Raw genomic sequence first — 22600 nt, forward strand, 5'->3', positions numbered from 1 at the left:
CTAAAGTCTGATCACAAATTTGTTGGCTGATCCTATTGGGCCAGACCGAGTGCTTCCATGTTCGCGATCGAAGCCGGGAACTTTGCGTGATCCTTGATCTCAACAATCAGGCGAGGATCGCTGTCGAGTTTACCGATCGCATTGAAGACTGACTGCCAGTTGATATTGCCTTCACCAAGAGCCCAGTGCCGATCAGCGTAGCCATCTGCATCCTGTAAATGCATATGACGGAGTTTGCTTCCCGCTGCCTTGACGAAATAGTCGATCGGCGGTGCTCCGGTAGAGCCGTGGGCGTAGTGTGCGTGCCCGGTGTCGATGGATATCCTGACCGCATTTGAGCCGAAGCTATCCGCAAGTTCAATGCGGGCATAGGGATCCTTGTCCTCGATATTTTCGATGACCAGTTCGCAGCCGATATCCTCTGCGCGTTTGACCGCGTCCTTCATCGTCAAATGACACAGTTCGATCTTGCGATCTCTCGCGCCGTCGTAGTTGTCGAGATTGTTGTGGTCCCAAGTGGAATAGGGACTGTGAACCACCATGTGAGTTCCGCCCAGGGCTTCACATACTTCAAGCCCTTGCAGTAGGCGCTTTTTGACGATCTCACGAATGTCGACATCAACCGGGTCGATGGTAAAGCCCCAGAATGGGCCATGGATGCCAACGCGGCCGGTGTGTCCGTCAAGAAGTGTCTTGGCCTCGTCGACCAGCGGCTGCCAGTCACCATTCAACGTTTCGGCCGGCCAGAAGTCCTGAAGTTCGAGGTCCCGTTGCTTCTCAAGCATCAGGCTCCGATGCGTTTTCAGCGAAGTCACGTTCAGGGCTGCGCCCAAAATAGGAAGGTCTGGCATGGTGGCACCTATGTTCAATATGGCTTTTCCCTGTCAGATAAGTCGCAACCCTTGACACTATTGCGACGTTTGCATCGTCTTGTTTCAATATCCTTTTTTGCGATCGACGCTTTCAGGCAGGCAACCTGTCCGGAAATAATGGTTGATGTTGTCTGCGACGATCTGGGACGCAGTCGATGTAATTGTTGGTGCGGATATATGCGGCAGGATGGTCACACTGCCGTTGCTCCAAAGTGGGCTTTCGGGAGGCAACGGCTCATTGTCGAAGACGTCAAGAACAGCATGGCTCAGTTTTCCGCCGTTCAGTGCTGCGATCAGAGCCGGCGTTTCAATGATCGGGCCACGCGCAAAATTGATGATGGCAGCGCCAGGTTTGCAGCTTTCAAAGGCGGTTGAGTCAAGCAGCCCACGTGTTTCATCGGTCAACGGCATCAAAAGCACAAGAATGTCGGCTTGTTTCAAGACAGCCTTCAAACCGTCTTGGCCGAAATAGGTTCTGATGTCGTCGAGCGACTTTTCGCTCCGGCTCCAGCCAATGACATTGAAGCCGTTTGATATCAACCTTTTGGCCGATGCGATGCCAAGCTTCCCAAGACCAAGAATTGCAACGGTGCGGTGTGCGGGGAGGAGTAGTTCATGTCCCTGCCAGATGCGCTGATGCTGCTGCGCCATGTACCTTGGCATATCCCGATGGAGGTAAAGAGACCAGGCAAGCACCGCCTCCGACATGGTCTCCGCCATCTGGGGATCGGTCAGGCGCACTATCAACGGGCCATCCTGGGGCAATTCTGCGGTCAAGCGCTCAACACCGGCCCAAAGACTTTGCACCCAGACCAAGTTTGGCATTGCCGCAACTTTGGAAGGATCCGGGTTGGCAACAATTGCAACGGTTGCCTGCGAGCGTTCCTGTTCACTCAACGTGTCGAAGGCTTTGACTTCGGCAATACCCGCCAAGGCAATTGGCAACGCGGTGCGCCAGGCCTTTCGCTCGTCCTCACTTGCTTCGGAAACGAACGGCACAATCGGTTTCATCTGTCGAAGACCCCTGCAGCGTCAGCGAAGCCTTTCACTTCTATCGGGTTCCCGGACGGATCCAAGAAAAACATCGTGCTTTGTTCCCCGGGCTGGCCCGCGAACCGAATGGTCGGGGCAATAACGAAGTCGAGGTTAGCGGCTTCGAGCCGTTGTGCAAGAGCCTTCCACTCATCCATGGCCAGCACAACGCCCAGATGGGGCATCGGAACCATGTGGTCACCGACCTTGCCGGTGTTTGTTGTTTCGAATGGCTTGCCAAGATGCAGAGAGAGCTGGTGTCCGAAGAAATTGAAATCCACCCAGGTTTCAGCGCTTCGTCCTTCCTGGCAGCCGAGCAAGCGACCGTAAAACGTACGTGCTTCATCCAGGTCGGTTACGTGGTAGGCGAGGTGGAAGCAGGGTTGCATGAGTTTCTCCATAAATTGAGCGTGCCTGTAGTAGCAGAACCCATGCAAAACAATTACTATCTTTTTTCTTCGATTTACGTAGGAAAATGTTTTGGATACGAGATTTCTGGAAAGCTTGATTGCCGTCGTTGAAAGTGGCTCTATCGCCGGTGCTGCCAGGGCACAAAACCTCACTGCCGCAGCTGTCAGCCAAAGAATACGTGTCTTGGAAACAGAACTTGGCTCTCGGCTGCTCGTCCGGACCTCTCATGCGGCACAGCCGACACCGGAGTGCCTTCGCGTTTTGCCCGCGGCGCGAGAGTTGGTGAAGGCTGCGCAGCGTCTGAGCTCTGCGACAGATGCACAAGGCCTGGGTGGACCTTATCGTCTCGGTGCGGTCTCGACCGTTCTTGTTGATTATGGTCCAACAATTATCGACACCTTCAAGGAAAATGCGCCAAAGGCAACGCTCACTATTCGGCCTGGTACCTCTCGCGTCCTCTACCAGGATCTTGTGGCTGGTCACCTGGATGCAGTCTTGATTTCTGAACCGCCCTTTTCATTGCCTAAAAGCCTGCACAGCAGATTGTTCTGCGAAGAAAAGGCGGTTCACATTCTTCCGGCAGGTGTCGTCAAGAAGGACGTCGGTGACGCTGTTTTGCCCTGGATCGTCTATGACAGGGAAGCCTGGGGTGGTCGTGTGATCTGGAACGCCTGTGAGCGGATAATTCGCAGCGGACATATCCTTTGCGAACTGGATGGATTGGAGACGATTGCGCAGATGGTTGCACGCGGAGCCGGTCAAGCAATTGTGCCGGATTGGCGTGGTCTGAATGCTCAACGATCCAATCTGCAGGAACTGTCAATGACAACTACTGCAGTGCGCAAGCTGGTTCTTGTTCATCCGACTGCTTCTGTTGTCGCCTCTCTGACGGAATTGGTGCTCGCTGCGATTTCCAAAGCGCCTTGAAATTCGATTGCTGTACCCGTTTTTTCAATCTCTGGGTGCATTTTTAGGGCTTCCGTTCGGTCAGCAAGAATCACTTTTTTGAAAGAAAACTAAATTTTATGACGATTGTAGGCATAAAAATGTCGCTTGAGGGCGCGCTATTGAAATTAACAATATGATTGGGGTGTGATTTGGGAGTATACTGTTGTGCTAACGGCTTCTTAGTGCAATGGTATTGCGTGTTGAGCTTCGGGCCGGTTTAAATACCGGCGATGATCCCATGCGTTAGCGTTTGGCTCATCAGAGAGGCTGCAGAGCAAGAGTAGCGTATAAGCGTTAGATGAAGGCTAAATTAAAAATAATCAATATTCATGCCTTCAAGTCGGAACTTCGTTTCTTGCTTGATATACTTTCCAATTGGATGCGCTGGCACGTGAATACTTCGCGGATAGAATTTGCGAGCTGCGCCCATAAACACAATCAGCAAAAAGACTGTACAGGAGTGTTCCTATGAAGAAGTTGTTTGCCACGGTCGCCGCGACCGCGCTTGTCGGGATGGCGTCGTCAGCCATGGCCGAAGACTGCGGGACGATCACCGTTGCCGAAATGAACTGGGCGTCCGCAGGCGCAATCTCCCAGATCGACAAAATCATCCTCGAGAACGGTTACGGCTGTAATGTCGAACTCGTTGCTGGAGACACGATGCCGACGTTCACTTCCATGAACGAAAAAGGTGAGCCGGACATGGCTCCCGAGCTTTGGATCAACGCCGTGCGCGAACCGCTCGACCAGGCTGTTTCCGAAGGCTCTTTGATCATCGGCGGTGAGATTCTCAACGAAGGTGGTGTTGAAGGCTTTTGGGTGCCGACGTTTATTGCCGAAGAACACGGCATCAAAACCGTCAAGGATGCTCTTGCCCGTCCTGATCTCTTCAAGGGAGCAGAAGACGACAGCAAGGGTGGCTTCTTCACATGCCCCACTGGCTGGAACTGCCGTATAACCACAGGCAACCTGTTCCGTGCGTTCGGCTTCGATGAAGCCGGGTTTGAAATGGTTGATCCAGGTTCTGCTGCAGGCCTCGACGGTTCAATTGCCCGCGCCAACGAGCGTAAAGAAGGTTGGCTTGGTTATTACTGGGCGCCGACGTCCATTCTCGGCAAATACGACATGACATTGCTTGACTTTGAAGTGCCGCATGACAAAGCCGAGTGGGACAAGTGCACCGTTGTTGAAGATTGTCCTGATCCGAAGCCGAATTCCTGGGTCAAGTCCGAAGTCTTCACCGTTGTGACGGACGACTTTGCCAACAAGGCTGGTCCGGCGATGGACTACATTAAGGGCCGTACATGGGACAACCGGACAGCCGGTAAGGTGTTGGCTTGGATGAGCGACAACCAGGCTGCCAATGAAGACGGCGCATACTACTTCCTGGAAAATTTCGAGGATGTATGGACCAAGTGGGTCAGCCCGGAAGCTGCCGAAAAAATCAAGGCATCGCTCTAAGCTGCCGAGACGATACTGGAGCCCGCGCTAATGTGCGGGCTTTTCATTTGGGGCAAAACCATCGGGACGACACAGATGGACTGGATCGAATTTCCCTCGCTTAGCCGGGGCAACTTGCTAGCAATCAAGAAAACCATTGATGGATCATTCAAAGAGTTCACCAGGGCGTATGGTGACATCATCGACAGGATGTTCGATCCGTTACAGGACTTCCTGATTTTTCTTGAACAGCTGCTGATAAACTCTCCCTGGCCAATTGTGCTTGCAGCATTTGCTGTGATCATTTTCCTGTTGAGCCGGAAAGTATCCATTGTGATCGGCACGGTTGTTGCGCTTGTTCTGATCGGGGTTTTCGGGCTCTGGGAAGACACGATGCGTACAGTCGCCATGGTGACGGTTTGCACCATGCTGGCAATTGTTCTGGGCATTCCCATCGGTATTCTCATGGCGCGCTCTGACCGTGTCCAACGGATGGTCAACCCGGTGCTGGATTTGATGCAGACCATGCCGAGTTTTGTGTATCTGATCCCGGTCGTCATGATCTTCGGGATTGGCAAGGTCCCGGGTCTGATCGCGGTTGTTATCTATGCGATCCCGCCAATGATCCGACTGACCAACCTGGGGATCCGGCTTGTCGATCAAGATGTGCTTGAAGCCGCAGATGCCTTCGGGTCCAATGCGCGACAGAAACTCATGAATGTCCAATTGCCGCTGGCGCTGCCAACCATAATGGCAGGCATCAACCAGTGCATCATGATGTCCCTGTCCATGGTCGTCGTTGCTTCGATGATTGGCGTGAAGGGACTTGGACAAGAGGTCCTCAACGCGATTAACAACCAATACCTGACGGCTGGAATGCTGAGCGGTCTCTCAATCGTTTCAATCGCAATTATCTTTGACCGTGCGACCCAGGCATATGGCAAGCGCCTTCAAAAACACTCGGAGGTCGTCCATGGCTGAGGCAACCGGCATTGAGATCAAGAATCTCTACAAGATCTTCGGACCAAACGGCAAAGAGATGGTCCAGAAGGTCAAGGAGGGCATGTCCAAGACGGAATTGAACGAAAAGTTCAATCACGTGCTCGGTTTGAACAACATCAACATTTCGATGCCCGGTGGCAAAATCGAGGTGGTGATGGGACTGTCCGGGTCGGGTAAATCCACCTTGATCCGGCACATCAACCGGCTGATCGATCCGACCGACGGTGAGGTTCTTTATGGCAACGAGGACGTCTGCAAGATGTCCCAGGATGAGCTTCGCGAATTCCGCCGCCACAAGACTGCCATGGTGTTCCAGAAGTTCGCTCTGTTGCCGCATCGAACGGTCATGAAAAACACCGTCTATGGACTTGAAATCCAGGGCGTGCCGATGAAAGAGGCGGAAGAGCGGGCGGCCCGTTGGATTGCGCGTGTCGGTCTGGAAGGGTTTGAGGATCATTATCCGAACCAGCTTTCCGGTGGTATGCAGCAGCGCGTCGGCCTGGCGCGTGCGTTGACCAACGACGCCGATATCCTGCTGATGGACGAAGCGTTTTCGGCGCTCGATCCATTGATCCGCATGGACATGCAAACGGTTCTCCTGGATCTGCAGGAAGAGTTGCACAAGACCATCGTCTTCATCACGCACGATCTCGACGAAGCACTGCGGCTTGGCGACAAGATTGCAATTCTTCGAGATGGCGCTGTCATTCAACAGGGCTCGGGCCAAGACATCGTTCTCAATCCCGCAGATGCTTATATCGCCGACTTCGTGAAAGAGGTGAATCGCGGCCGCGTGATCCTGGTCGATACGGTCATGGATAAATCCAAGACCGTTGAAGGCGGACTGACCATCGAAAGCGGCATTATGCTCGAAGAAGCCGCGAAAACCTTCGCAGAGACCGGCGAGGGCGAAGCCTGTGTCGTCAATGGTGATGGACAACCAGTCGGCGTCTTGAACGTCCAGGACACCATCAGTGCCATGGTGACACCCGCCAGCCACTAACATGCAGCTCGGTTCAACATTCAAGGCCCCGGAAGAAATTCCGGGGCTTCGTCTTTTTGTAGCCGAACTGAAAGGGGCCGGTCAGTTCCCAGACCGATAGGGCCAGGACAACCAGTTGATCCTGCCCGAACCTTCCCCGCCAGGATCAGGCGAATTCGCGTCGGCCAGTTCCATCTGAACAGTATCGTTTTCGGTCGGACCAAGCCGCAGATCCCAGGTGTTGAATTCAGGGATCAATCTGCCGACTGCCGGCGGGCGTTCTTCGATGATTGAGAAGTGTTGCGGGGCCAGTCGCCCAATGTTTGCCAACAAGAAGAAATCGGCGATGCGCGCATCATAGCGTGCACGGACATGATCGACCTGGCTCAAAAGCAATTCCCGTTCGCCGTCCAAAACGTCGAGCAGGGACCTCTGGCCACTGTCGAACTCTATCTGGAGACCCTTCACGGCACGCCGATTGGCTTCAATGGCGCGTTTGCCCGCTTTTGCCCGCAATCGGGATGCGGTTCGCTGTTTCATCGCGCGAATGACGTTCTCACGAATAATCTGCTGGGTATCGTCAAGCTCATATTCCTCTTGGGCCGCCGTGAACTTGGCACGCTTTACCGAAGAAATGTTGCGGCCACCTGTGAAGAGCGGAGCTGAGACACGAACACCGAAGCGGAAATCCTCTTCGTCCTGATTGCCAAGGTTGCCGCGATATCCGTTTTCCCATTCACCTTCCAGAGATACCCGCGGAAGCATGTCTCCAACCGCGGCCCGTGCTGCGTAACGGGCAGCACGTGCATCTGCAGTCGCGGCGCGTATAGAGGGATTGTTTTGAAACGCGATCGTAATCGCATCGTCCAACCCATCGGGTTCCAGTTTTTCGGGAATGCCGGGCCAACCCAGTTTGCCGGGCTTTTGTCCCGTCAGCCGTTCATAGAGCGCTTCCGAGGCTTCCAGATCACCGACCGCTTGGTCTGAATTCCCTTGTGCCTCGGCAAGCCTGGCAAGCGCTTGCTCGATGTCGGTCTTCGTGGCATCGCCGGACTTGTACCGGGCCCGTGCAGCCTTCACCTCGCGTTGCACAACGCCGGTATAGGCTTTCAGACGTGCGAGAATGGCCTTGTCCCGCACGACACGCAAATAAGCGTCAGCCGTGTTCAGTAGCAGTGTTTGCTCAGCGCCAATCAGCTGGTTGCGGCCGGATTCGGATTCTTCATGCGCCTGATTGAGTCGATTGACACCGGCAAAGCCCTGAAACAGGGTCTGCGACATGGAGACGCCAAGTTCGTGGAAGAACGCACGGTCGCTCGAGCCGCTTCGCGTTTCATAGGCATTTTGCTCGCCGAGATAAGATCCGGTTACTGTCGGCAGAAATTCAGACCTGGCTGTCCAGACACCCTGGTTCGTGGCCTGGTAACGTGACCTTTCAGCTTTCAGACCCGGATTGACCGCATAGGCCGATGCCATTGCCTCTTCAAGAGACTGCCCCTGTGCTGGCAGATTGGCGATGGCCACAACGAAGACAGAGACCCCGGCCATAGCACGGGCCAGCAGGGAGGTGATCCCCGGCGGCTGGTCGGTAGGGCTTGAAAGGGTTGTCATGGTGGCACCAGTTCGGATATCTGCGCCAACCGTAGTTTTTTATGGTTAATCAAAGGTAAGCCGATATGTGAAATGTCACATGTGCAATCGGCCGGATTTCACAATTAAGTCATTGCTTTATATGAACTAATATTGGCCCTTATATCAGGGTGCGAGTTTTTTAACCGCAAGGTTAAATAGTAACCTGCAAATGCTATTGTCAAAAGCTGCAAAAAACTGAACTCAGCCGCGCACAAAAAGAATAAAATTCACGTCGAATACGTGTCTTTTCTCAAACCTTCGCAGGAAGTTTTTTCCTGTTTCAAACAGGTGACGAGGCTGAAACCGTGTTCCAATCGGAAACGGTAACTTTGCGTTGCGGTTGATATCTCAACACAAATCGGGTCCGCAGTCTTGCAGGTTCGGGTTGCCTTGGAAGAACCGGGTTTGGCCAACTCATGGGGCTGGCGGCCCGACGGCTGCATGATGATCTGAATGGCAGCTGGAGTGGCAGAGAAAACGCGGTCGATAAACTTTTATCGATAATATTATCGATGATGAATTGATTTGCATCCAAAACGGTATTGCTGCGCCAGCAGGACGATCCCGTCGCTTGTTGTCGTTTGCCCATTCAGGCATCGAGCCTGAATAGGATTATTCAATTTGGACAAAGGTTTGGGTGTTGTTCTCGATGTCATCAAGAGCCAAAGCAACACGTGTTGATAGCGCCTACGATCGGCTGAAGTCAGACATATTGACGGGCATGTTGCCACCGGGGTTTCAAGCGCCCGAGCCAGAAGTGGCAAGTCGGCTTGGTATGAGTCGGACACCTGTTCGCGAAGCGCTTATCCGGCTTGAGGCAGACGGGTTGGTGGAACTCATCCCAAGGCGTGGCGCGAGGGTCATACCCGTGACCGGCAACGACATTTGCGAAGTCTTCGAAATCCTGTCCGTTCTGGAGGCGCTGGCCGCACAGCGTGCAGGTGAAAACGATGCAAGCCAAGAAGTGTTGACGGAAATTGAGGCGGTCAGCGATGAGGCCGATCAGGCGCTTGCTGCCAAAGATATTGATGCCTGGGCGCAGCTTGATGACAAGTTCCACAGGCTCATTGCCCAAGCGAGCGGCAACAATCGTCTTGAGGCCGAAATCAACGGGTTTCTCGATCAGGTGCTTCGAGCAAACACGGTTTTGCTTCGGCTAAATCAGGCACCAGCCTCATGTGCGGCCGATCACCGGAAGCTCACCGCCGCCATAAAGTCAGGGGAGGGCGGTGCTGCATGGGAGATTGCCCGCAGCCACCGCCTCAACGGATTGAAAACAATGAGGAAGCTTTTACAAGACTGCGGTCTCACACAAGTATAGGCATCCCCGAAAATCAGACTTTTGCCGGGGCTGGCCCCGTGGACTGCCCGATGATCAACTCGGCGTCCAGATGCAGCGAAGTCGGTTCACTGTTGGGGTTTGCGATCATGGCCAGCAGCAGCTCTGCTGCCTTTTCCCCGGCATACCGTACGGATGATCTCGTGCAGGTGAAAATCGGTACTTCTCCGCTATTGGGAAGGAACGAAAGCGCATCGTCGTGGGTAATGATCGAGACATCCTTTCCGGTGACAAGGCCGCATTGGCCTATGGCGCGTGCAACGCCAATGGCTGAAATCATGGACGAAACCAGGAATGCGGTGGGAGGATTGTCTGACTTCAGCATCTCCATGGCATTGTCACATCCATAGGGCTCGGTCATGTCATTGCTGCGCATGAGCGCCGGGTCCGGGGCCAGGCCCCGTTCCTTAATGGCATCTTCAAATCCGCGTCGACGCCTGCGGGCGAAATCCATGTGTTCCAGGCCATTTAGAAGCGCGATGCGCGTGTGGCCAAGGTCCAGCAACAAGTCCGTTGCCCGTTGGAATGCCCTGCGGTTGTTCATGTCAATCCAGCAGGTTTCGGTTTCAGCGCCAGCGATGCGGCCATGAACAACGAAGGGCAGGTTCAGGTCCTTTAAGAGGGCGTGCCGGTTCTCATCGTGAGCGGGCCCATGCACAATGACGCCATCTGCTTTTTTTCGTGAGGAAATCTGCCGATAGGCTTCTTCTTCCTGATCGTCTTCTACGACCGAAATAATCATGTCATAGCCGTGCTTGGAATAGGTTTCGCCGGCACCGGCGATGAATTCCAGGAAGATCGGATTCATCATCTCATGGATCGAGCGCGGAATGACATGGCCTATGGCCATGGATCGTCCGGTAGCCAATCGTCGGGCCTGACTGTTGGGCGCATAGCCTAGCTTGTCAGCCATTTCGGCCACGCGCTTTCGGGTTTCTGCACTCACCTCAGGGTAGCCGTTCAAGGCGCGGCTGACTGTCGTTTGAGACAGGTTCAGCCGTTGTGACAGAATTTTAAGATTTACGCCCTTGCTCATGCTCGCCCAAAACGCTTTGAAAGCGCCCTCCCTTCAGGCAGTTATTGAAATCCAACATTAATTGGTGAGTTGCGCGCTTGACAAGTCCGGTTTGTAGAGACATGTTGAAGACGAAATCCAAAGCGGTTTGGATGCACGGTTCTGGTAGGATTACCGACATTCATCGATGTGCGGGTATTGCTGCCAGGTGGCGAGTTGTGCCACTTTTGATGGAGGGCCCCAGGATAGGGGCAATCTGGGAGGATTGAGATGAAATTTCGTTTGATGGCCTGCACTGCAGGTATCGCGCTCAGCCTTGCTTTCGGCGCCGGAGCGGCGTCTGCGGCTGACTTGAAGTTCCCGGTGGGCGAAGGTCCTTTCAACTGGGACAGCTATAACAAATGGGCGGAAAGCGCTCCTGATCTCAAGGGCCAGACCGTAACAATCGCCGGTCCGTGGTTGCAGCCGGAAGATGGCTATTTCCGCAGCGTGCTTGCCTATTTCGCCGAAGCAACCGGCGCTGAAGTCATCTACACAGGTTCAGATTCCTTCGAGCAGCAGATCGTGATCGATGCCGAGGCGGGCGCTGCGCCGAATATCGCCGTTTTCCCGCAGCCTGGTCTTGCCTCTGACATGGCGGCCCGTGGATTGTTGACGCCGCTGCCGGAAGGCATGGGTGGCTGGGTTGCAGACAATTACGGCGCTGGTGACAGCTGGGTGAACCTTGGCACCTATCAGGACAAGGATGGTGCTGATCAACTCTATGGTTTCTTCTACAACGTCAACGTAAAGAGCCTTGTCTGGTACGTTCCGGAAAACTTTGAGGATGCAGGTTATGAAGTGCCTGAATCCATGGAAGACCTAAAAGCGCTAACAGAGCAGATCGTTGCAGATGGTGAAACACCCTGGTGCATCGGGTTGGGATCTGGCGCAGCCACGGGTTGGCCTGCAACCGACTGGGTGGAAGACATGATGTTGCGGACACAGTCCGCTGATGTCTATGACCAGTGGACCAAGAACGAAATCCCGTTTGATGACGAGCGCGTCGTCGCCGCTATCGAAGAGTTTGGTTGGTTCGCACGCGACGATGCCAAGGTTGCCGGTGGTGCGAACGCAGTTGCGTCTACCGATTTCCGGGACAGCCCGAAGGGTCTATTCTCCTCGCCTCCGCAGTGCTACCTGCACCGCCAGGCGTCATTCGTGCCTGCCTTCTTCCCCGATGGTGTTGAATTCGGGTCCGATGTCGATTTCTTCTATTTCCCGGCCTACGCCGAGAAAGACCTCGGAAATCCGGTTCTGGGTGGCGGCACTTTGATGGCGATCACCAACCCGTCCGATGCCACGAACGAACTGATGAAGTTCTTCCAGCTTCCGCTGGCACATGAAGTGATGATGGCCCAGACTGGCTTCCTGACCCCGCACAAGGGCGTCAACCTGGAAGCTTATCTCAATGACACGCTTCGCGGTCAGGGTGAAATCCTCATCAACGCCACAACCTTCCGCTTCGACGGATCTGACCTGATGCCTGGTGGTGTTGGTGCGGGTACGTTCTGGACCGGCATGGTCGACTACACCGGCGGCAAAGACGCCAAGGAAGTGGCGAGCGAAATCCAGAAAAGCTGGGACGCTCTCAAGTAAGCTCCTCCAATGGCCGGCCCACTCGTGGGGCCGGCCTTTTTTATCCGATCAGCGGCAATAGCCGCGATCCGAAGTTTCCTTGCGACTGGATGCCCCCGGCAAACCGGGCGTATCCCCATAATCAAATGGGAGGGAACGGCCGTGCTGACGGAAAATCCAGCAGTATTGGGCCTGCTAACCATCGTCATTGGCGTTGGTGGGTGCCTGGGATATTTCTATTTTTCAAATCTGATCCTCGACAAGTTGATCTTTCCTGCTTCAGGACCAAAAGCAGGATCCAACATCAACAGGGCAAACATGGTTCGACCATGGCTGTTTCTGTTCCCGGCGATCTTCGCGTTGACGCTCTATCTGGCCTATCCGGTCTTTGAGACGCTGCGACTGTCGCTGACGGACAGGGATCAGGGCGGTGCCTTTGTAGGCCTTGCGAACTATCATCAAATGATGGCGGAGCCGAAATTCTGGGAAGCTGTCCAGAACAACTTGCTCTGGCTGATTGTCGTTCCCGCGGCGTCAACGGCATTCGGATTGCTGGTTGCGCAGCTGACCGACCGGATCAAATGGGGCAACCTGGCGAAGTCCTTGATCTTCATGCCGATGGCGATCTCCTTTGTCGGTGCTTCGGTGATCTTCAAACTGATTTACGATACGCGCCCAGCCGATCAGAACCAGATCGGCGTCCTGAATGCTGTCTGGCTGAGGTTTGACGGTGGGATCGGATCCGTTCTGTTTCTTCAAGTTCTGCCGAGCCTCGTGCTGTTGGCTTTTGCAGGTATCGTCGCTTATGTCGCCTGGATCTTTGCGCGCGGGATCGTTGCAAAGGGAGAAGACAAATCGGTCTGGCTGTTGCCACTGCGCCTTTTTGTTGCCGTTGCCGGGCTCTGGCTGATCTGGACGTCGCTGAGCTCGCTATTGGGTGTCTGGACAACCCAACTTCCTTACGGCGAACCTCAGACCTGGCTGACAATTCCACTCTGGAACAGCTTTCTTCTGATGGTGGTTCTGATCTGGATCCAGACGGGCTTTGCCATGGTGATCCTGTCCGCCGCGCTGCGTGGCATTCCAGAGGAAACGGTGGAAGCTGCCATCATCGACGGTGCCAACCCGTTCCAGATCTTCTTCAAGATCAAGGTGCCCCAGATCATGGGAACGATCGTTGTTGTGTGGACGACGATCACGCTGACGGTGCTCAAGGTCTTCGACATCGTGTTTGCCATGACCAATGGGCAGTGGGAGACGCAGGTGCTCGCCAACTACATGTATGACAAGCTCTTCCGGGCCAACGACTGGGGCGTTGGATCGGCAAGCGCGATCATCATCATGGTGCTGGTCACGCCGATCCTGGTTTGGAACGTCTACAACGCCCGCAAGGAGATGAAGTGATGGCCAGTATTGCTGGAAAAAAATCCGGCCTGACATGGGCCGTGCAGATTTCCGTCGCCTTTCTCGTGTTGCTCTGGCTGTTTCCGACAGTCGGGCTGTTCGTGTCGTCCTTCCGGACGGCCGACCAGATCTCGAGTTCAGGCTGGTGGGCAGCGCTCTTCCCTGCCGAACAGAACGAAGTCTACCGTGCGTCAGACCCTGACGACACGCGTGTGGCCGATGGCGACATTTTTGTCGTGACCGGAAACATTTTCGACGGTGAGCCGCGTGAAATCAGGTCCTGGGGCGTGTCGTCACGCAATGTGTCGGCCTATCAGCCCGGTGAAACCGCTGAGATGAAGGATGGCGAGACTGTCACGCTTGAAGCCGACGGCAGTTACGCCTGGCGGGGCAATGACAAGCAATTGTCCGGCCGCGGTCAGCGCATTTTCATCACCGCAACAGTGCCGCCGGAATTCACAACCGAGAACTATGAAACCATTTTGTTGTCCGGCTCCGGGCAGGACAACATGGCCAAGGCGTTCTTCAACACCCTGACTGTAACCATTCCGGCAACGATCATCCCGATTGTTGTGGCCGCCTTTGCTGCCTATGCACTGGCCTGGATGGAGTTTCCCGGACGGGCATTGCTGATTGCAGCTGTTGTCGGCTTTCTCGTCGTCCCGTTGCAGCTGGCACTTATTCCGCTGCTTCGGCTGCACCTGGAAATCGGTATAGGGAAGGGTTATCTCGGCGTCTGGCTCGCCCATACGGCGTTTGGAATGCCGCTCGCGGTTTATCTGCTTCGAAACTACATGGTCGGATTGCCGCGAGATATCATCGAAAACGCCAAGGTCGACGGCGCAACGGATTTTCAGATCTTCACCAAGATCATTCTTCCGCTCAGCTTTCCGGCCCTGGCTTCTTTCGCGATCTTCCAGTTCCTGTGGACCTGGAACGATCTTCTCGTCGCCAAAGTGTTCCTGATCGACTCGACCGGTTCGACAACCGTGATGACCAACCAGATCGTGGAACTTCTCGGTACCCGTGGTGGTAACTGGGAAATTCTGGCAACCGCGGCATTCGTATCCATCGCCGTGCCGCTCATCGTGTTCTTCGCGATGCAGCGCTATCTCGTGCGGGGATTGCTCGCCGGATCGGTCAAGTAACATGAACATTTTCAATAATCGGGAGGAGCCGGCATGACTTCGTTGTCCCTGAAAGACGTCAGCAAGTCTTATGGCACCGTGGAAGTTCTCCGGAATATCAACCTGGAGATCGAACAGGGCGAGTTGATCGTATTTGTCGGGCCGTCAGGCTGCGGGAAATCCACTTTGCTGCGCATGATTGCAGGCCTTGAACGCATCACCGGTGGAACGTTGGAAATTGACGACATGGTCGTCAACGATGTGCCGCCGGCTCAGCGTGGAATTGCAATGGTGTTCCAGTCTTATGCGCTTTATCCGCATATGACGGTCTACGACAACATGGCCTTTGCTCTTAAGCTGGCCGGCAAGTCAAAAGACGAAATAGACACCGCCGTGCGCGCCGCCGCAGACAGATTGCAGCTGACGCAATATCTGGACAGATTGCCCAAGGCCCTGTCGGGCGGGCAGCGGCAAAGGGTTGCTATTGGCCGGTCGATCGTGCGTGACCCGAAGGTGTTTCTCTTCGATGAACCGCTTTCAAACCTCGATGCGGCGCTGCGCGTTGCAACGCGGATTGAAATTGCCCAGCTCAAGGAGAGCATGCCCGACAGCACGATGATCTACGTGACCCATGACCAGGTTGAAGCCATGACGCTGGCCAGCCGGATCGTGGTCCTTCACGGCGGTGACGTTGAGCAGTTCGGAGCACCTCTGGATCTCTATGAACGGCCTGCAAACACTTTCGTGGCGCAGTTCATCGGCTCACCGGCCATGAACCTTGTCGAGGCGACGGTGAAAGTCGCCGGTGGCCAGACCTCGGTGGTGATGTCGGATGGCGGCCATGCCGATGTGCCGATTGCATCGACGGATGCGGATGTCGGTAAGACCGTCAAACTCGGTGTGCGGCCGGAAGATCTGGTGCTCACGGAAAGTGACGACTATCTGGTCACGGCTGAAGTCGAAATCGTTGAAGCGCTTGGTGAAACGACAGTGCTTTACTTCAAGGCGCAGAACGGGAATCCGGGTCTTATTGCAAAGCTCCCGGGTATTCACGAGATCAAGCGTGGCACCAAGGTTCGTCTGACGGCAGCCGAAGAAAAGCTGCACCTGTTCGATGCCGACGGAAAGTCCTTCCTTTACAGGTAATCGACTGGCTGCGGCTGTATCCGCCTTTTGCTAACTTGCACCGTCCCTTCCCAATCGGGGAGGGGCGTTGCGTTTCAGCCCCGCCAAAGTGGGATCTTTGAATTTTCATAGTGTTTCCCTGGCTCCGGGGAGCCACAGCTTCATCCCATTCAGTCGCTCCTTTTGGACGGATCCGAACCTTGAGACTTCGTCGTGTGCAGTCTTGGTTTGTCATCTGGCGTGATGACGCGCTAAAACTGTCATATCATGTTCATATGAGCGTCTAATAAGGTTCATATGAACATGATTTATCTGGCTTCGAAGCTTTGGTTTTTCGAACCAGCAACAAGCTCTTTCAGAAGGGTTTTCCGGCACGTGCCGGAAAGAGCGATACGGCGTCGGGTTAAAAAGCATATGCTTGGGCAAGTAGATATTTCAAAACGTCAGGCTGAAATTTCAGATCTCGTTCAAAAGGCAGGTTTTGCATCTGTCGAAGAACTCGCCGATCGTTTTGAAGTTACCACACAGACAATCAGACGGGATGTGAACCGCCTGTGTGAGCTGGGCATACTCAGACGAACGCATGGCGGCGTTGAGCCTCCGGCACCAGCTTCCAACATTCACTATTCGACTCGGCAGATCCTGAATCTTCCGGAAAAGCAGCGGATCGCAAATCTCGTTGCCAGCAAGATCGAAAACAATACTTCTCTCGCATTTTCAATCGGCACGACGCCCGAAATTGTCATGCAGGCCCTGACAGCAAACGAAAAACTGGCGATTTTCACGAACAATCTGAATGTTGCCTTTTCGGCGTCGATCAACCCGTCTTTTCAAGTGACGATTGCAGGTGGGCGTCTACGGCATGGCGACCGAGATGTGCTCGGATCTGCTGCACAGGCTTTCTTTTCCAACTACAAGGTTGATGTCGGGATTTTTGGTGTCGCCGGCGTTGACGAAGATGGCACGCTTCTCGATTTTCACGAAGACGAGGTGGCCGCGCGTCAGTCAATCCTCGCCAACTGCCGCAAATCCTATCTGGTGCTTGATCACAGCAAGTTTGGGCGCAGCGCTCATGTGCGCGGTGGAGTCTTGAGCGACGTCGATGCCATATTCACCGATCGTCCCGTTCCGCCTGCAATTCTCTCAGGTCTTAAGGGGACACAAACGCGGGTGTATGTGGCTGGCACGCCCCGTATCTGATTGTCTGTCCGACGAAAAATCGCGGCAACAGGCAAGGTTTCTGCTGTCTTGCAAACAGTGTGAAAACCTTGACATCTTCAGGACTGTGAGATGTCAGATTTTGGTATTTTTGCGTTCATCCAATTTGCATTGTCCAACCTGCTGAGAGTTGCGTTTCTCCCCACAAATTGAAGCGGGGAGTTGCAATCGCGCGAAAAGTTTCCGAAAAGAAAAGGCAAGCGAATCCCCCTTCCAAAAGTAGAATTGGAGTATGGGGGCGTTTGTGGTAAAGATTTTAAATCGATTAAAATGACAGAAATCCGGGAAAACCTGGATTCAGTTTGTGAGGAAATGCTCGTGTCAAAATCGTTTCTTGCCGTTGGCGAATGCATGGTTGAAATGGCGCCGACAGCAGAGGGAACCTATTCGATGGGGTTCGCTGGAGACACATTGAACACGGCCTGGTATGCCCGACGCGCATTGCCTGATAGTTGGACCGTCAGCTACCTGACGGGCGTTGGCCGCGATCAGATTTCAGATCAGATGTTGGAGTTTTTGAAGAGTTCCAACATCAATACCGACCAAATCCGAAAGTTGGATGATCGAACGGTTGGTCTCTACATGATCCAGCTGAAAGACGGCGAGCGGAGTTTTGCCTATTGGCGTTCGCAATCAGCGGCCCGATGCTTGGCCAGCGATCCTGAGCATCTGGCACGAGCCTTTGGAAATGCCGGTTTGATCTACTTCAGCGGCATCACGCTCGCTATTCTTTCCGCAAAGGATCGTTCCGCGTTTATGGATGCCTTGAAGTCGGCCCGTGTCAGCGGTTCCAAAGTGGCTTTTGATCCGAACCTTCGGCCGCGGCTATGGGAAAACCTTGAAACCATGCGGTCGGTCGTGACCGAGGCCGCGGGTCATTGTGATTTTGTGATGCCGTCTTTCGAGGACGAGCTGGAACACTTTGGTGATGCAACCCCTAAAGACAGCGCTGAAAGATATCTTGCAGCCGGAGCTGATATGGTGGTGGTCAAAAACGGCCCTGAAGACGTTGTCTGTGCGCGCCGCGGTGAGCATCAAAGTTATACGCCGCAACCCGTCGGCAGCATTGTGGATACGACGGCTGCCGGAGACAGCTTCAACGCAGCCTTTCTTGCTGACTACCTGATTTCGCAAGATGTTGCTTCAAGCGTCGAGGCCGGGGCAAAACTGGCCGCGACGGTGATTCAGCACAGAGGTGCGCTGGTGAAAATTCTTGAGCCGGCTTAGGAGCGGCGCTTGGCCACTCTTTACCCTAACTGTCAGATTTTAAAAGCGTCTCACCTAGTTTGCGACTTTTGTATATTGTAAATTCTTGCAATATCTAATTATTACCTAAAGGCGAAAACGTTAAGTCTATATTTTATTATTAACCTTACCTTTGCCGGGAATTTCGGGCTGATGAAACCAAAAATACCGCTAAGGAAGGGACGAAAATGGCTTTCCGTCTCGCAAGAAAAATACCCGCAATGGTCGTTGGGGCTGCCGCAATTGTTGGCGTCGGCATCGGCTTGGCCAGCTATTTCACGTCTGTGGCCAGTATCGATGAATTGACCAAGCAAAGGCTTTTGGCGGCAGCTGAAACCGGTTCAGCGGAAATCCGCGCCTACCTGGAAACGATTGAGCATCAACTTGTTTTGATAGCCGAGAACCCTGGAACGGTCACCGCAGTCCACGAGTTTTCAGCTGCGTGGCAGGAAATGTCCGAGGAAGGGGTAAATCTGGAGACCGCGCTTCAGGATGCCTATATCTCGAACAATCCGCACCCGACTGGGGAGAAAGATAAGCTTTACGCCGCAGAAACTGGCACAGCTTATGATGACGTCCACGGCAAATACCATCCTTGGTTCCACAAGCTTCAGCAGGATGAAGGCTATTATGACGTCTTCCTGTTCGATACCGACGGCAACCTTGTCTATTCCGTATTCAAGGAATTGGACTACGCGACCAATTTCAAGGCAGATGGTGGCAAGTGGGCCGGATCTGACCTCGGCGAAGTGTTCCGAAAGGCTATGACGATTACTGCGCACAGCGATGTGGCGTTTGAAGATTTCGCACCCTATGGCCCAAGTTATGATGCACCCGCGAGTTTCATGGCACACCCTGTAGTTGACAGCGACAACAACACTGTAGGCGTATTGGCGTTTCAGATGCCCGTTGACAAGATCAATGAGCTGATGCGTCACAATCTTGGACTGGGCACCACGGGTGAACTTGTGTTGATCGGCGAAGACGGGTTGATGCGGAACGACACCACTTACACCCCAGATGTCAACGATATCTTGACCACCAAGATCGAAGGCGCGGTGATTGACGAGGCAAGGGCCAATGGTGAAGCCTTCGGTTACGCCGAACTGCACCGCGGTGAATTGATGGATGTCGAGGCCATCACGTTCGACTATCAGAACAACGAATTTCTTCTCCTGGCCTTGCAGTCCTACGAAGAAGCATCTTTGCCGATCGTCGCTTTGCGCAATCGTATGCTTATGGCTGGTCTGGCTCTGCTTGCTATTGCTGCCGTCGCGGGTCTGTTTGCCGCTCGTACGATTACGTCTCCAATCAACCGGTTGGTGAACGCGATGAGTGCCCTCGCAGCTGGTGACCTGAGTGTCGAGATCGAAAGTGCGGATCGCACAGATGAGATCGGAGATATGAGCCGCGCAGTTACTGTCTTCAAGGACAATGCCATCCAGAGGCAGGAACTTGAAGCCAATGCTCGCGGAGAACGAGATCGCGAACAAGAACGTCAGGAGTATCTTGAAACGCTCATCTCTGAGTTCCAGGGAACCATGTCGGAGCGGTTGGCCACGGTATCCGATCAAATGGGATTGATGCGTGGAGCAGCAGCGACACTTGATGAACTTGCCACAAATGCCAGGTCGGAATCCGATGTTGCCGGCAATGCCTCAAAAAGTGCTTCTGAAAGTGTTGCCACCGTTGCGGCCGCGACCGAGGAAATGACGGCGACGGTTCAGGAAATCGCCAATCAGACCGAAACCACGTCTCGGATCGTACAGGAAACTGTGGAAGCTGCTGAAGCGACCAACAAGGATGTGCAGACCCTGTCCGATTCTGCTGAACACATCGGCAGTGTTGTCAATCTGATCCGGGATATTGCCGAACAGACCAATCTGCTTGCTCTTAACGCAACCATCGAGGCGGCGCGCGCCGGTGAAGCTGGACGCGGGTTTGCTGTTGTTGCTTCGGAAGTCAAGGACCTGGCGGAACAGACATCGAAGGCGACGGACGAAATCTCCGGTCGCATTACCGGTATTCAGGGCTCGGTCAAAGATGCAGCAGGTGCCATCGGACACATTGCTGAGAAGGTTGATGAGATCAGAAGTCTAACCAGCTCTGTGGCCGGTGCCATCGAAGAACAGCGTGCAGCCAATCTGGAAATTGCCCGTTCGGCCAAGTCAGCCAGCGACAGTACGGGTGATGCCGTTACCAGCATGTCATCCGTATCGAATGTTGTGCTCCAGACTTCCGAGGAAGCGGTTTCCGTGAACTCGGCGTCTGATCTCGTCTCTGAGGCCAGCTCAAATCTGGCAGAAGAGGTCGAACGTTTCCTTGCCAGGGTTTCCGGTGACAGGGCCGAGGATCGAAGTGCGGCGTGACGGCTGCACGACGATCGGAGTGAAAAATCAAGGGTGCCTCCGGGCACCCTTTTTGGTTTTCCTGGAACGCGCCGGAAGTGTTGCCAGGACGTCTCGCTAAGGACGTCTTAGCCAGCATCCCGCTTGGCGATCCAGTCATGGTCTGGATGGTTTTGAAAGCGCCATTTGCGCATCGGGCCCGCCATGACATTCAAATAGTACATTTCATAGCCATAAGGTGCGCCGCAAGGGTGGTGACCTTTCGGAACCAACACGACATCATGACTGTTCATGGAAATGGACTCGTCCAGCGTTCCGTCTTCAGTGAAAACCCTTTGGTGCCCATAGCCCTGATCCGGGTTGAGACGGTGATAATACGTCTCTTCAAGATAGGTCATGTCCGGAAAATTGTCCTCGTCGTGCCGGTGAGGTGGATAGGACGACCAGTTGCCTTGAGGGGTGAAGACTTCCGTCACCAGGAGACTGTCGGCAACATCCGTTTCTTCCATGGCAATCGGGAAAATGTAGCGCGTGTTGGCGCCTTTACCACGTGTGACCTTTTCCGGTATCGGCAGAACCCGAGCCTTGTGGCCGCCTTTCCCCGGTGCGGTACACACGCCAACGGTGCAGTCGGTCGTGGCCGTTGCCGACCAGGTGGTTTCGTTTGGCACGTAGACGCTGTGTGGTGGCAGTTGCTCGAAAACGTTCATGCGCTCACCCTGCTCACCGAAGTCTTCTCCACCTGCAGAGACGCTGGCCTTGCCTTCGACCATGACCAGGATCACCTCTCGGTCCCCAGTCGCTTCACTGGTCGTCTCGCCCGCTTTCAGGCGATAGAGGGAGAACCCGACATATCCCCAGTCCGGCGACTTCGGTCCTTTTGCGCTTTCAACGGTGATGTCATGAACCTTGCCGCTTACACCGGTCGGTTTTCGAAGGAGGTCGCTCATGTTAGTTCCAACTCATTCGCAATGGCCTTGAGCGTATTAAGTCCCAGGCTCTGGTATTTGAACGGATTGTGGACCTCAGGGTCCTGCTCAGCCTCAATTACAATCCAGCCCTGATAACCGGCTTCTTTCAGGATCGTCAAAAGGGGATGAAAATCAATGCCACCTTCATGGTCACCCGGCACGGTGAACACACCTGCCCGGACACCATCCATGAAGGAGCTGCCGTTCGCTCTGATGTCCTGCATCACGGCAGGCCGGACGTTCTTGGCGTGGAAGTGGCCGACCCTGTCGATGTAAGTCTTCAGGACCGGTGCCGGGTCCTCGCCTTTGCTGCCGAAATAGCAGTGACCAGCATCAAAAAGCAGTTTCGTCGCCGGGCCGGTTGCGGCCATGAACGCATCGATTTGCGAAGGGGTTTCGACAACGGTTCCCATGTGGTGGTGATAGACAAGATCAATGCCTTGCTGCGCGCAAAAGGCTGCAAGTTCCTCCACCTTAACGCCAAAAGAATTCATCTCATCTGCGCTCAGTACCGGGCTTGTGGAAATATCTACATCGGACCCTTGAATGGTGTTTGAGGTTTCGCAGGCTATGCAAACCTTGCAGCCATTGTGCTTCAGTTTGTCCAGATGCGGCTGGATCGCCTTCTTCTCGTCCTCAACCGACTGGGCTAGGAGATTTAGTGAGTACCAGCCGGATATGAACTTCAGGCCATGACTGGCGAGCAACTGTCTGAGTTCCTCGGGATCATCCGGCCAACGGTGTCCGTTTTCGATGCCGTCAAAGCCGATTGTTGAAGCTTCCTGCAGGATGTGCTCCGTAGGTATGTGCGCACCGAGCGTCTGGTCGTCATCGTTTGCCCAGGCAATCGGGTTTGCGCCGTAAAGGATCAT

The 22600-nt window shown here is 54.2% G+C and carries 19 protein-coding genes; 12 read left to right on the plus strand and 7 right to left on the minus strand.

The genetic code is table 11. The features are described 5' to 3' along the window. Positions 1–32: 32 nt before the first annotated feature. The 3 genes from K1718_RS05650 to K1718_RS05660 all read right to left on the minus strand — a co-directional run bounded on the left by K1718_RS05650 (position 33) and on the right by K1718_RS05660 (position 2293). Positions 33–851 (minus strand): sugar phosphate isomerase/epimerase family protein, encoded by an 819-nt coding sequence (locus K1718_RS05650; protein WP_265682932.1) that lies wholly within the window; start codon positions 849–851, stop codon positions 33–35. An 84-nt stretch (positions 852–935) separates the two neighbouring features. Next, entirely contained in the window at positions 936–1883 is a 948-nt protein-coding gene (locus tag K1718_RS05655) for a 2-hydroxyacid dehydrogenase (RefSeq protein ID WP_265682933.1), read from the minus strand. Further along, positions 1880–2293, minus strand: a complete 414-nt coding sequence (locus K1718_RS05660) for a VOC family protein (protein WP_265682935.1) — start codon at positions 2291–2293, stop codon at positions 1880–1882. Before K1718_RS05660 ends, K1718_RS05655 begins: the two co-directional genes overlap by 4 nt. 91 nt (positions 2294–2384) lie before the next feature. Between K1718_RS05660 and K1718_RS05665 the strand changes: the two genes are divergently transcribed. From K1718_RS05665 to K1718_RS05680, 4 genes are all read left to right on the plus strand, one after another. Further along, positions 2385–3242, plus strand: a complete 858-nt coding sequence (locus tag K1718_RS05665; RefSeq protein WP_265682937.1) for a LysR family transcriptional regulator — start codon at positions 2385–2387, stop codon at positions 3240–3242. Between the two features lie 489 nt (positions 3243–3731). Then, on the plus strand, positions 3732–4724 hold the full coding sequence (locus K1718_RS05670) for an ABC transporter substrate-binding protein (protein ID WP_152500008.1): 993 nt from the start codon (positions 3732–3734) through the stop codon (positions 4722–4724). Positions 4725–4799: 75 nt separating this feature from the next. Then, positions 4800–5684 carry an ABC transporter permease gene (locus K1718_RS05675; protein WP_265684669.1) on the plus strand — a complete coding sequence of 295 codons (885 nt, stop codon included), beginning with the start codon at positions 4800–4802 and terminating at the stop codon, positions 5682–5684. After that, positions 5677–6708, plus strand: coding sequence for a quaternary amine ABC transporter ATP-binding protein (locus K1718_RS05680; protein ID WP_152500010.1), 1032 nt, complete (start codon positions 5677–5679; stop codon positions 6706–6708). The genes K1718_RS05675 and K1718_RS05680 overlap by 8 nt, the downstream gene beginning before the upstream one ends. An 81-nt stretch (positions 6709–6789) precedes the next feature. Here K1718_RS05680 and K1718_RS05685 read toward each other — a convergent pair whose 3' ends face one another. After that, positions 6790–8298, minus strand: coding sequence for a TolC family outer membrane protein (locus K1718_RS05685; RefSeq protein ID WP_265682940.1), 1509 nt, complete (start codon positions 8296–8298; stop codon positions 6790–6792). Positions 8299–8968: 670 nt separating this feature from the next. On the opposite strand from K1718_RS05685, the gene K1718_RS05690 reads away from it, so the two are divergent. Next, entirely contained in the window at positions 8969–9640 is a 672-nt protein-coding gene (locus tag K1718_RS05690) for a GntR family transcriptional regulator (protein WP_265682941.1), read from the plus strand. Positions 9641–9653: 13 nt separating this feature from the next. On the opposite strand, the gene K1718_RS05695 is transcribed toward K1718_RS05690, so the two are convergent. Continuing rightward, positions 9654–10694, minus strand: coding sequence for a LacI family DNA-binding transcriptional regulator (locus K1718_RS05695; RefSeq protein ID WP_265682943.1), 1041 nt, complete (start codon positions 10692–10694; stop codon positions 9654–9656). Positions 10695–10943: 249 nt separating this feature from the next. Between K1718_RS05695 and K1718_RS05700 the strand changes: the two genes are divergently transcribed. From K1718_RS05700 to K1718_RS05730, 7 genes are all read left to right on the plus strand, one after another. Further along, positions 10944–12311, plus strand: a complete 1368-nt coding sequence (locus K1718_RS05700; protein WP_152500014.1) for an ABC transporter substrate-binding protein — start codon at positions 10944–10946, stop codon at positions 12309–12311. Between the two features lie 141 nt (positions 12312–12452). After that, positions 12453–13694 (plus strand): carbohydrate ABC transporter permease, encoded by a 1242-nt coding sequence (locus K1718_RS05705; RefSeq protein ID WP_247649348.1) that lies wholly within the window; start codon positions 12453–12455, stop codon positions 13692–13694. Further along, positions 13694–14842 (plus strand): carbohydrate ABC transporter permease, encoded by a 1149-nt coding sequence (locus K1718_RS05710; RefSeq protein ID WP_265682944.1) that lies wholly within the window; start codon positions 13694–13696, stop codon positions 14840–14842. The genes K1718_RS05705 and K1718_RS05710 overlap by 1 nt, the downstream gene beginning before the upstream one ends. 33 nt (positions 14843–14875) lie before the next feature. Continuing rightward, positions 14876–15967, plus strand: coding sequence for an ABC transporter ATP-binding protein (locus K1718_RS05715; protein ID WP_152500017.1), 1092 nt, complete (start codon positions 14876–14878; stop codon positions 15965–15967). Positions 15968–16360: 393 nt separating this feature from the next. Beyond that, on the plus strand, positions 16361–17146 hold the full coding sequence (locus K1718_RS05720; RefSeq protein WP_265682946.1) for a DeoR/GlpR family DNA-binding transcription regulator: 786 nt from the start codon (positions 16361–16363) through the stop codon (positions 17144–17146). A 330-nt stretch (positions 17147–17476) separates the two neighbouring features. Then, positions 17477–18391 carry a sugar kinase gene (locus tag K1718_RS05725; RefSeq protein WP_335343018.1) on the plus strand — a complete coding sequence of 305 codons (915 nt, stop codon included), beginning with the start codon at positions 17477–17479 and terminating at the stop codon, positions 18389–18391. Between the two features lie 206 nt (positions 18392–18597). Continuing rightward, positions 18598–20778 (plus strand): methyl-accepting chemotaxis protein, encoded by a 2181-nt coding sequence (locus K1718_RS05730; protein ID WP_265682947.1) that lies wholly within the window; start codon positions 18598–18600, stop codon positions 20776–20778. A 107-nt stretch (positions 20779–20885) separates the two neighbouring features. Here the strand turns inward: K1718_RS05730 and iolB are convergent, their stop codons facing one another. Continuing rightward, positions 20886–21707 carry a 5-deoxy-glucuronate isomerase gene (gene iolB / locus K1718_RS05735; protein WP_265682949.1) on the minus strand — a complete coding sequence of 274 codons (822 nt, stop codon included), beginning with the start codon at positions 21705–21707 and terminating at the stop codon, positions 20886–20888. Continuing rightward, positions 21704–22600 carry a myo-inosose-2 dehydratase gene (iolE, locus tag K1718_RS05740; protein ID WP_265682951.1) on the minus strand — a complete coding sequence of 299 codons (897 nt, stop codon included), beginning with the start codon at positions 22598–22600 and terminating at the stop codon, positions 21704–21706. Before iolE ends, iolB begins: the two co-directional genes overlap by 4 nt.

Origin of the sequence: Roseibium porphyridii (assembly GCF_026191725.2) — a bacterium.
GTDB lineage: Bacteria > Pseudomonadota > Alphaproteobacteria > Rhizobiales > Stappiaceae > Roseibium > Roseibium porphyridii.

Bases quoted from the DNA above. Each gene is read 5' to 3' on its own strand.
- K1718_RS05650 (WP_265682932.1), bottom strand. From the start codon at position 851: ATGCCAGACCTTCCTATTTTGGGCGCAGCCCTGAACGTGACTTCGCTG.
- K1718_RS05655 (WP_265682933.1), bottom strand. From the start codon at position 1,883: ATGAAACCGATTGTGCCGTTCGTTTCCGAAGCAAGTGAGGACGAGCGA.
- K1718_RS05660 (WP_265682935.1), bottom strand. From the start codon at position 2,293: ATGCAACCCTGCTTCCACCTCGCCTACCACGTAACCGACCTGGATGAA.
- K1718_RS05670 (WP_152500008.1), top strand. From the start codon at position 3,732: ATGAAGAAGTTGTTTGCCACGGTCGCCGCGACCGCGCTTGTCGGGATG.
- K1718_RS05675 (WP_265684669.1), top strand. From the start codon at position 4,800: ATGGACTGGATCGAATTTCCCTCGCTTAGCCGGGGCAACTTGCTAGCA.
- K1718_RS05680 (WP_152500010.1), top strand. From the start codon at position 5,677: ATGGCTGAGGCAACCGGCATTGAGATCAAGAATCTCTACAAGATCTTC.
- K1718_RS05685 (WP_265682940.1), bottom strand. From the start codon at position 8,298: ATGACAACCCTTTCAAGCCCTACCGACCAGCCGCCGGGGATCACCTCC.
- K1718_RS05690 (WP_265682941.1), top strand. From the start codon at position 8,969: ATGTCATCAAGAGCCAAAGCAACACGTGTTGATAGCGCCTACGATCGG.
- K1718_RS05695 (WP_265682943.1), bottom strand. From the start codon at position 10,694: ATGAGCAAGGGCGTAAATCTTAAAATTCTGTCACAACGGCTGAACCTG.
- K1718_RS05700 (WP_152500014.1), top strand. From the start codon at position 10,944: ATGAAATTTCGTTTGATGGCCTGCACTGCAGGTATCGCGCTCAGCCTT.
- K1718_RS05710 (WP_265682944.1), top strand. From the start codon at position 13,694: ATGGCCAGTATTGCTGGAAAAAAATCCGGCCTGACATGGGCCGTGCAG.
- K1718_RS05715 (WP_152500017.1), top strand. From the start codon at position 14,876: ATGACTTCGTTGTCCCTGAAAGACGTCAGCAAGTCTTATGGCACCGTG.
- K1718_RS05720 (WP_265682946.1), top strand. From the start codon at position 16,361: ATGCTTGGGCAAGTAGATATTTCAAAACGTCAGGCTGAAATTTCAGAT.
- K1718_RS05725 (WP_335343018.1), top strand. From the start codon at position 17,477: ATGCTCGTGTCAAAATCGTTTCTTGCCGTTGGCGAATGCATGGTTGAA.
- K1718_RS05730 (WP_265682947.1), top strand. From the start codon at position 18,598: ATGGCTTTCCGTCTCGCAAGAAAAATACCCGCAATGGTCGTTGGGGCT.
- iolB (WP_265682949.1), bottom strand. From the start codon at position 21,707: ATGAGCGACCTCCTTCGAAAACCGACCGGTGTAAGCGGCAAGGTTCAT.
- iolE (WP_265682951.1), bottom strand. From the start codon at position 22,600: ATGATCCTTTACGGCGCAAACCCGATTGCCTGGGCAAACGATGACGAC.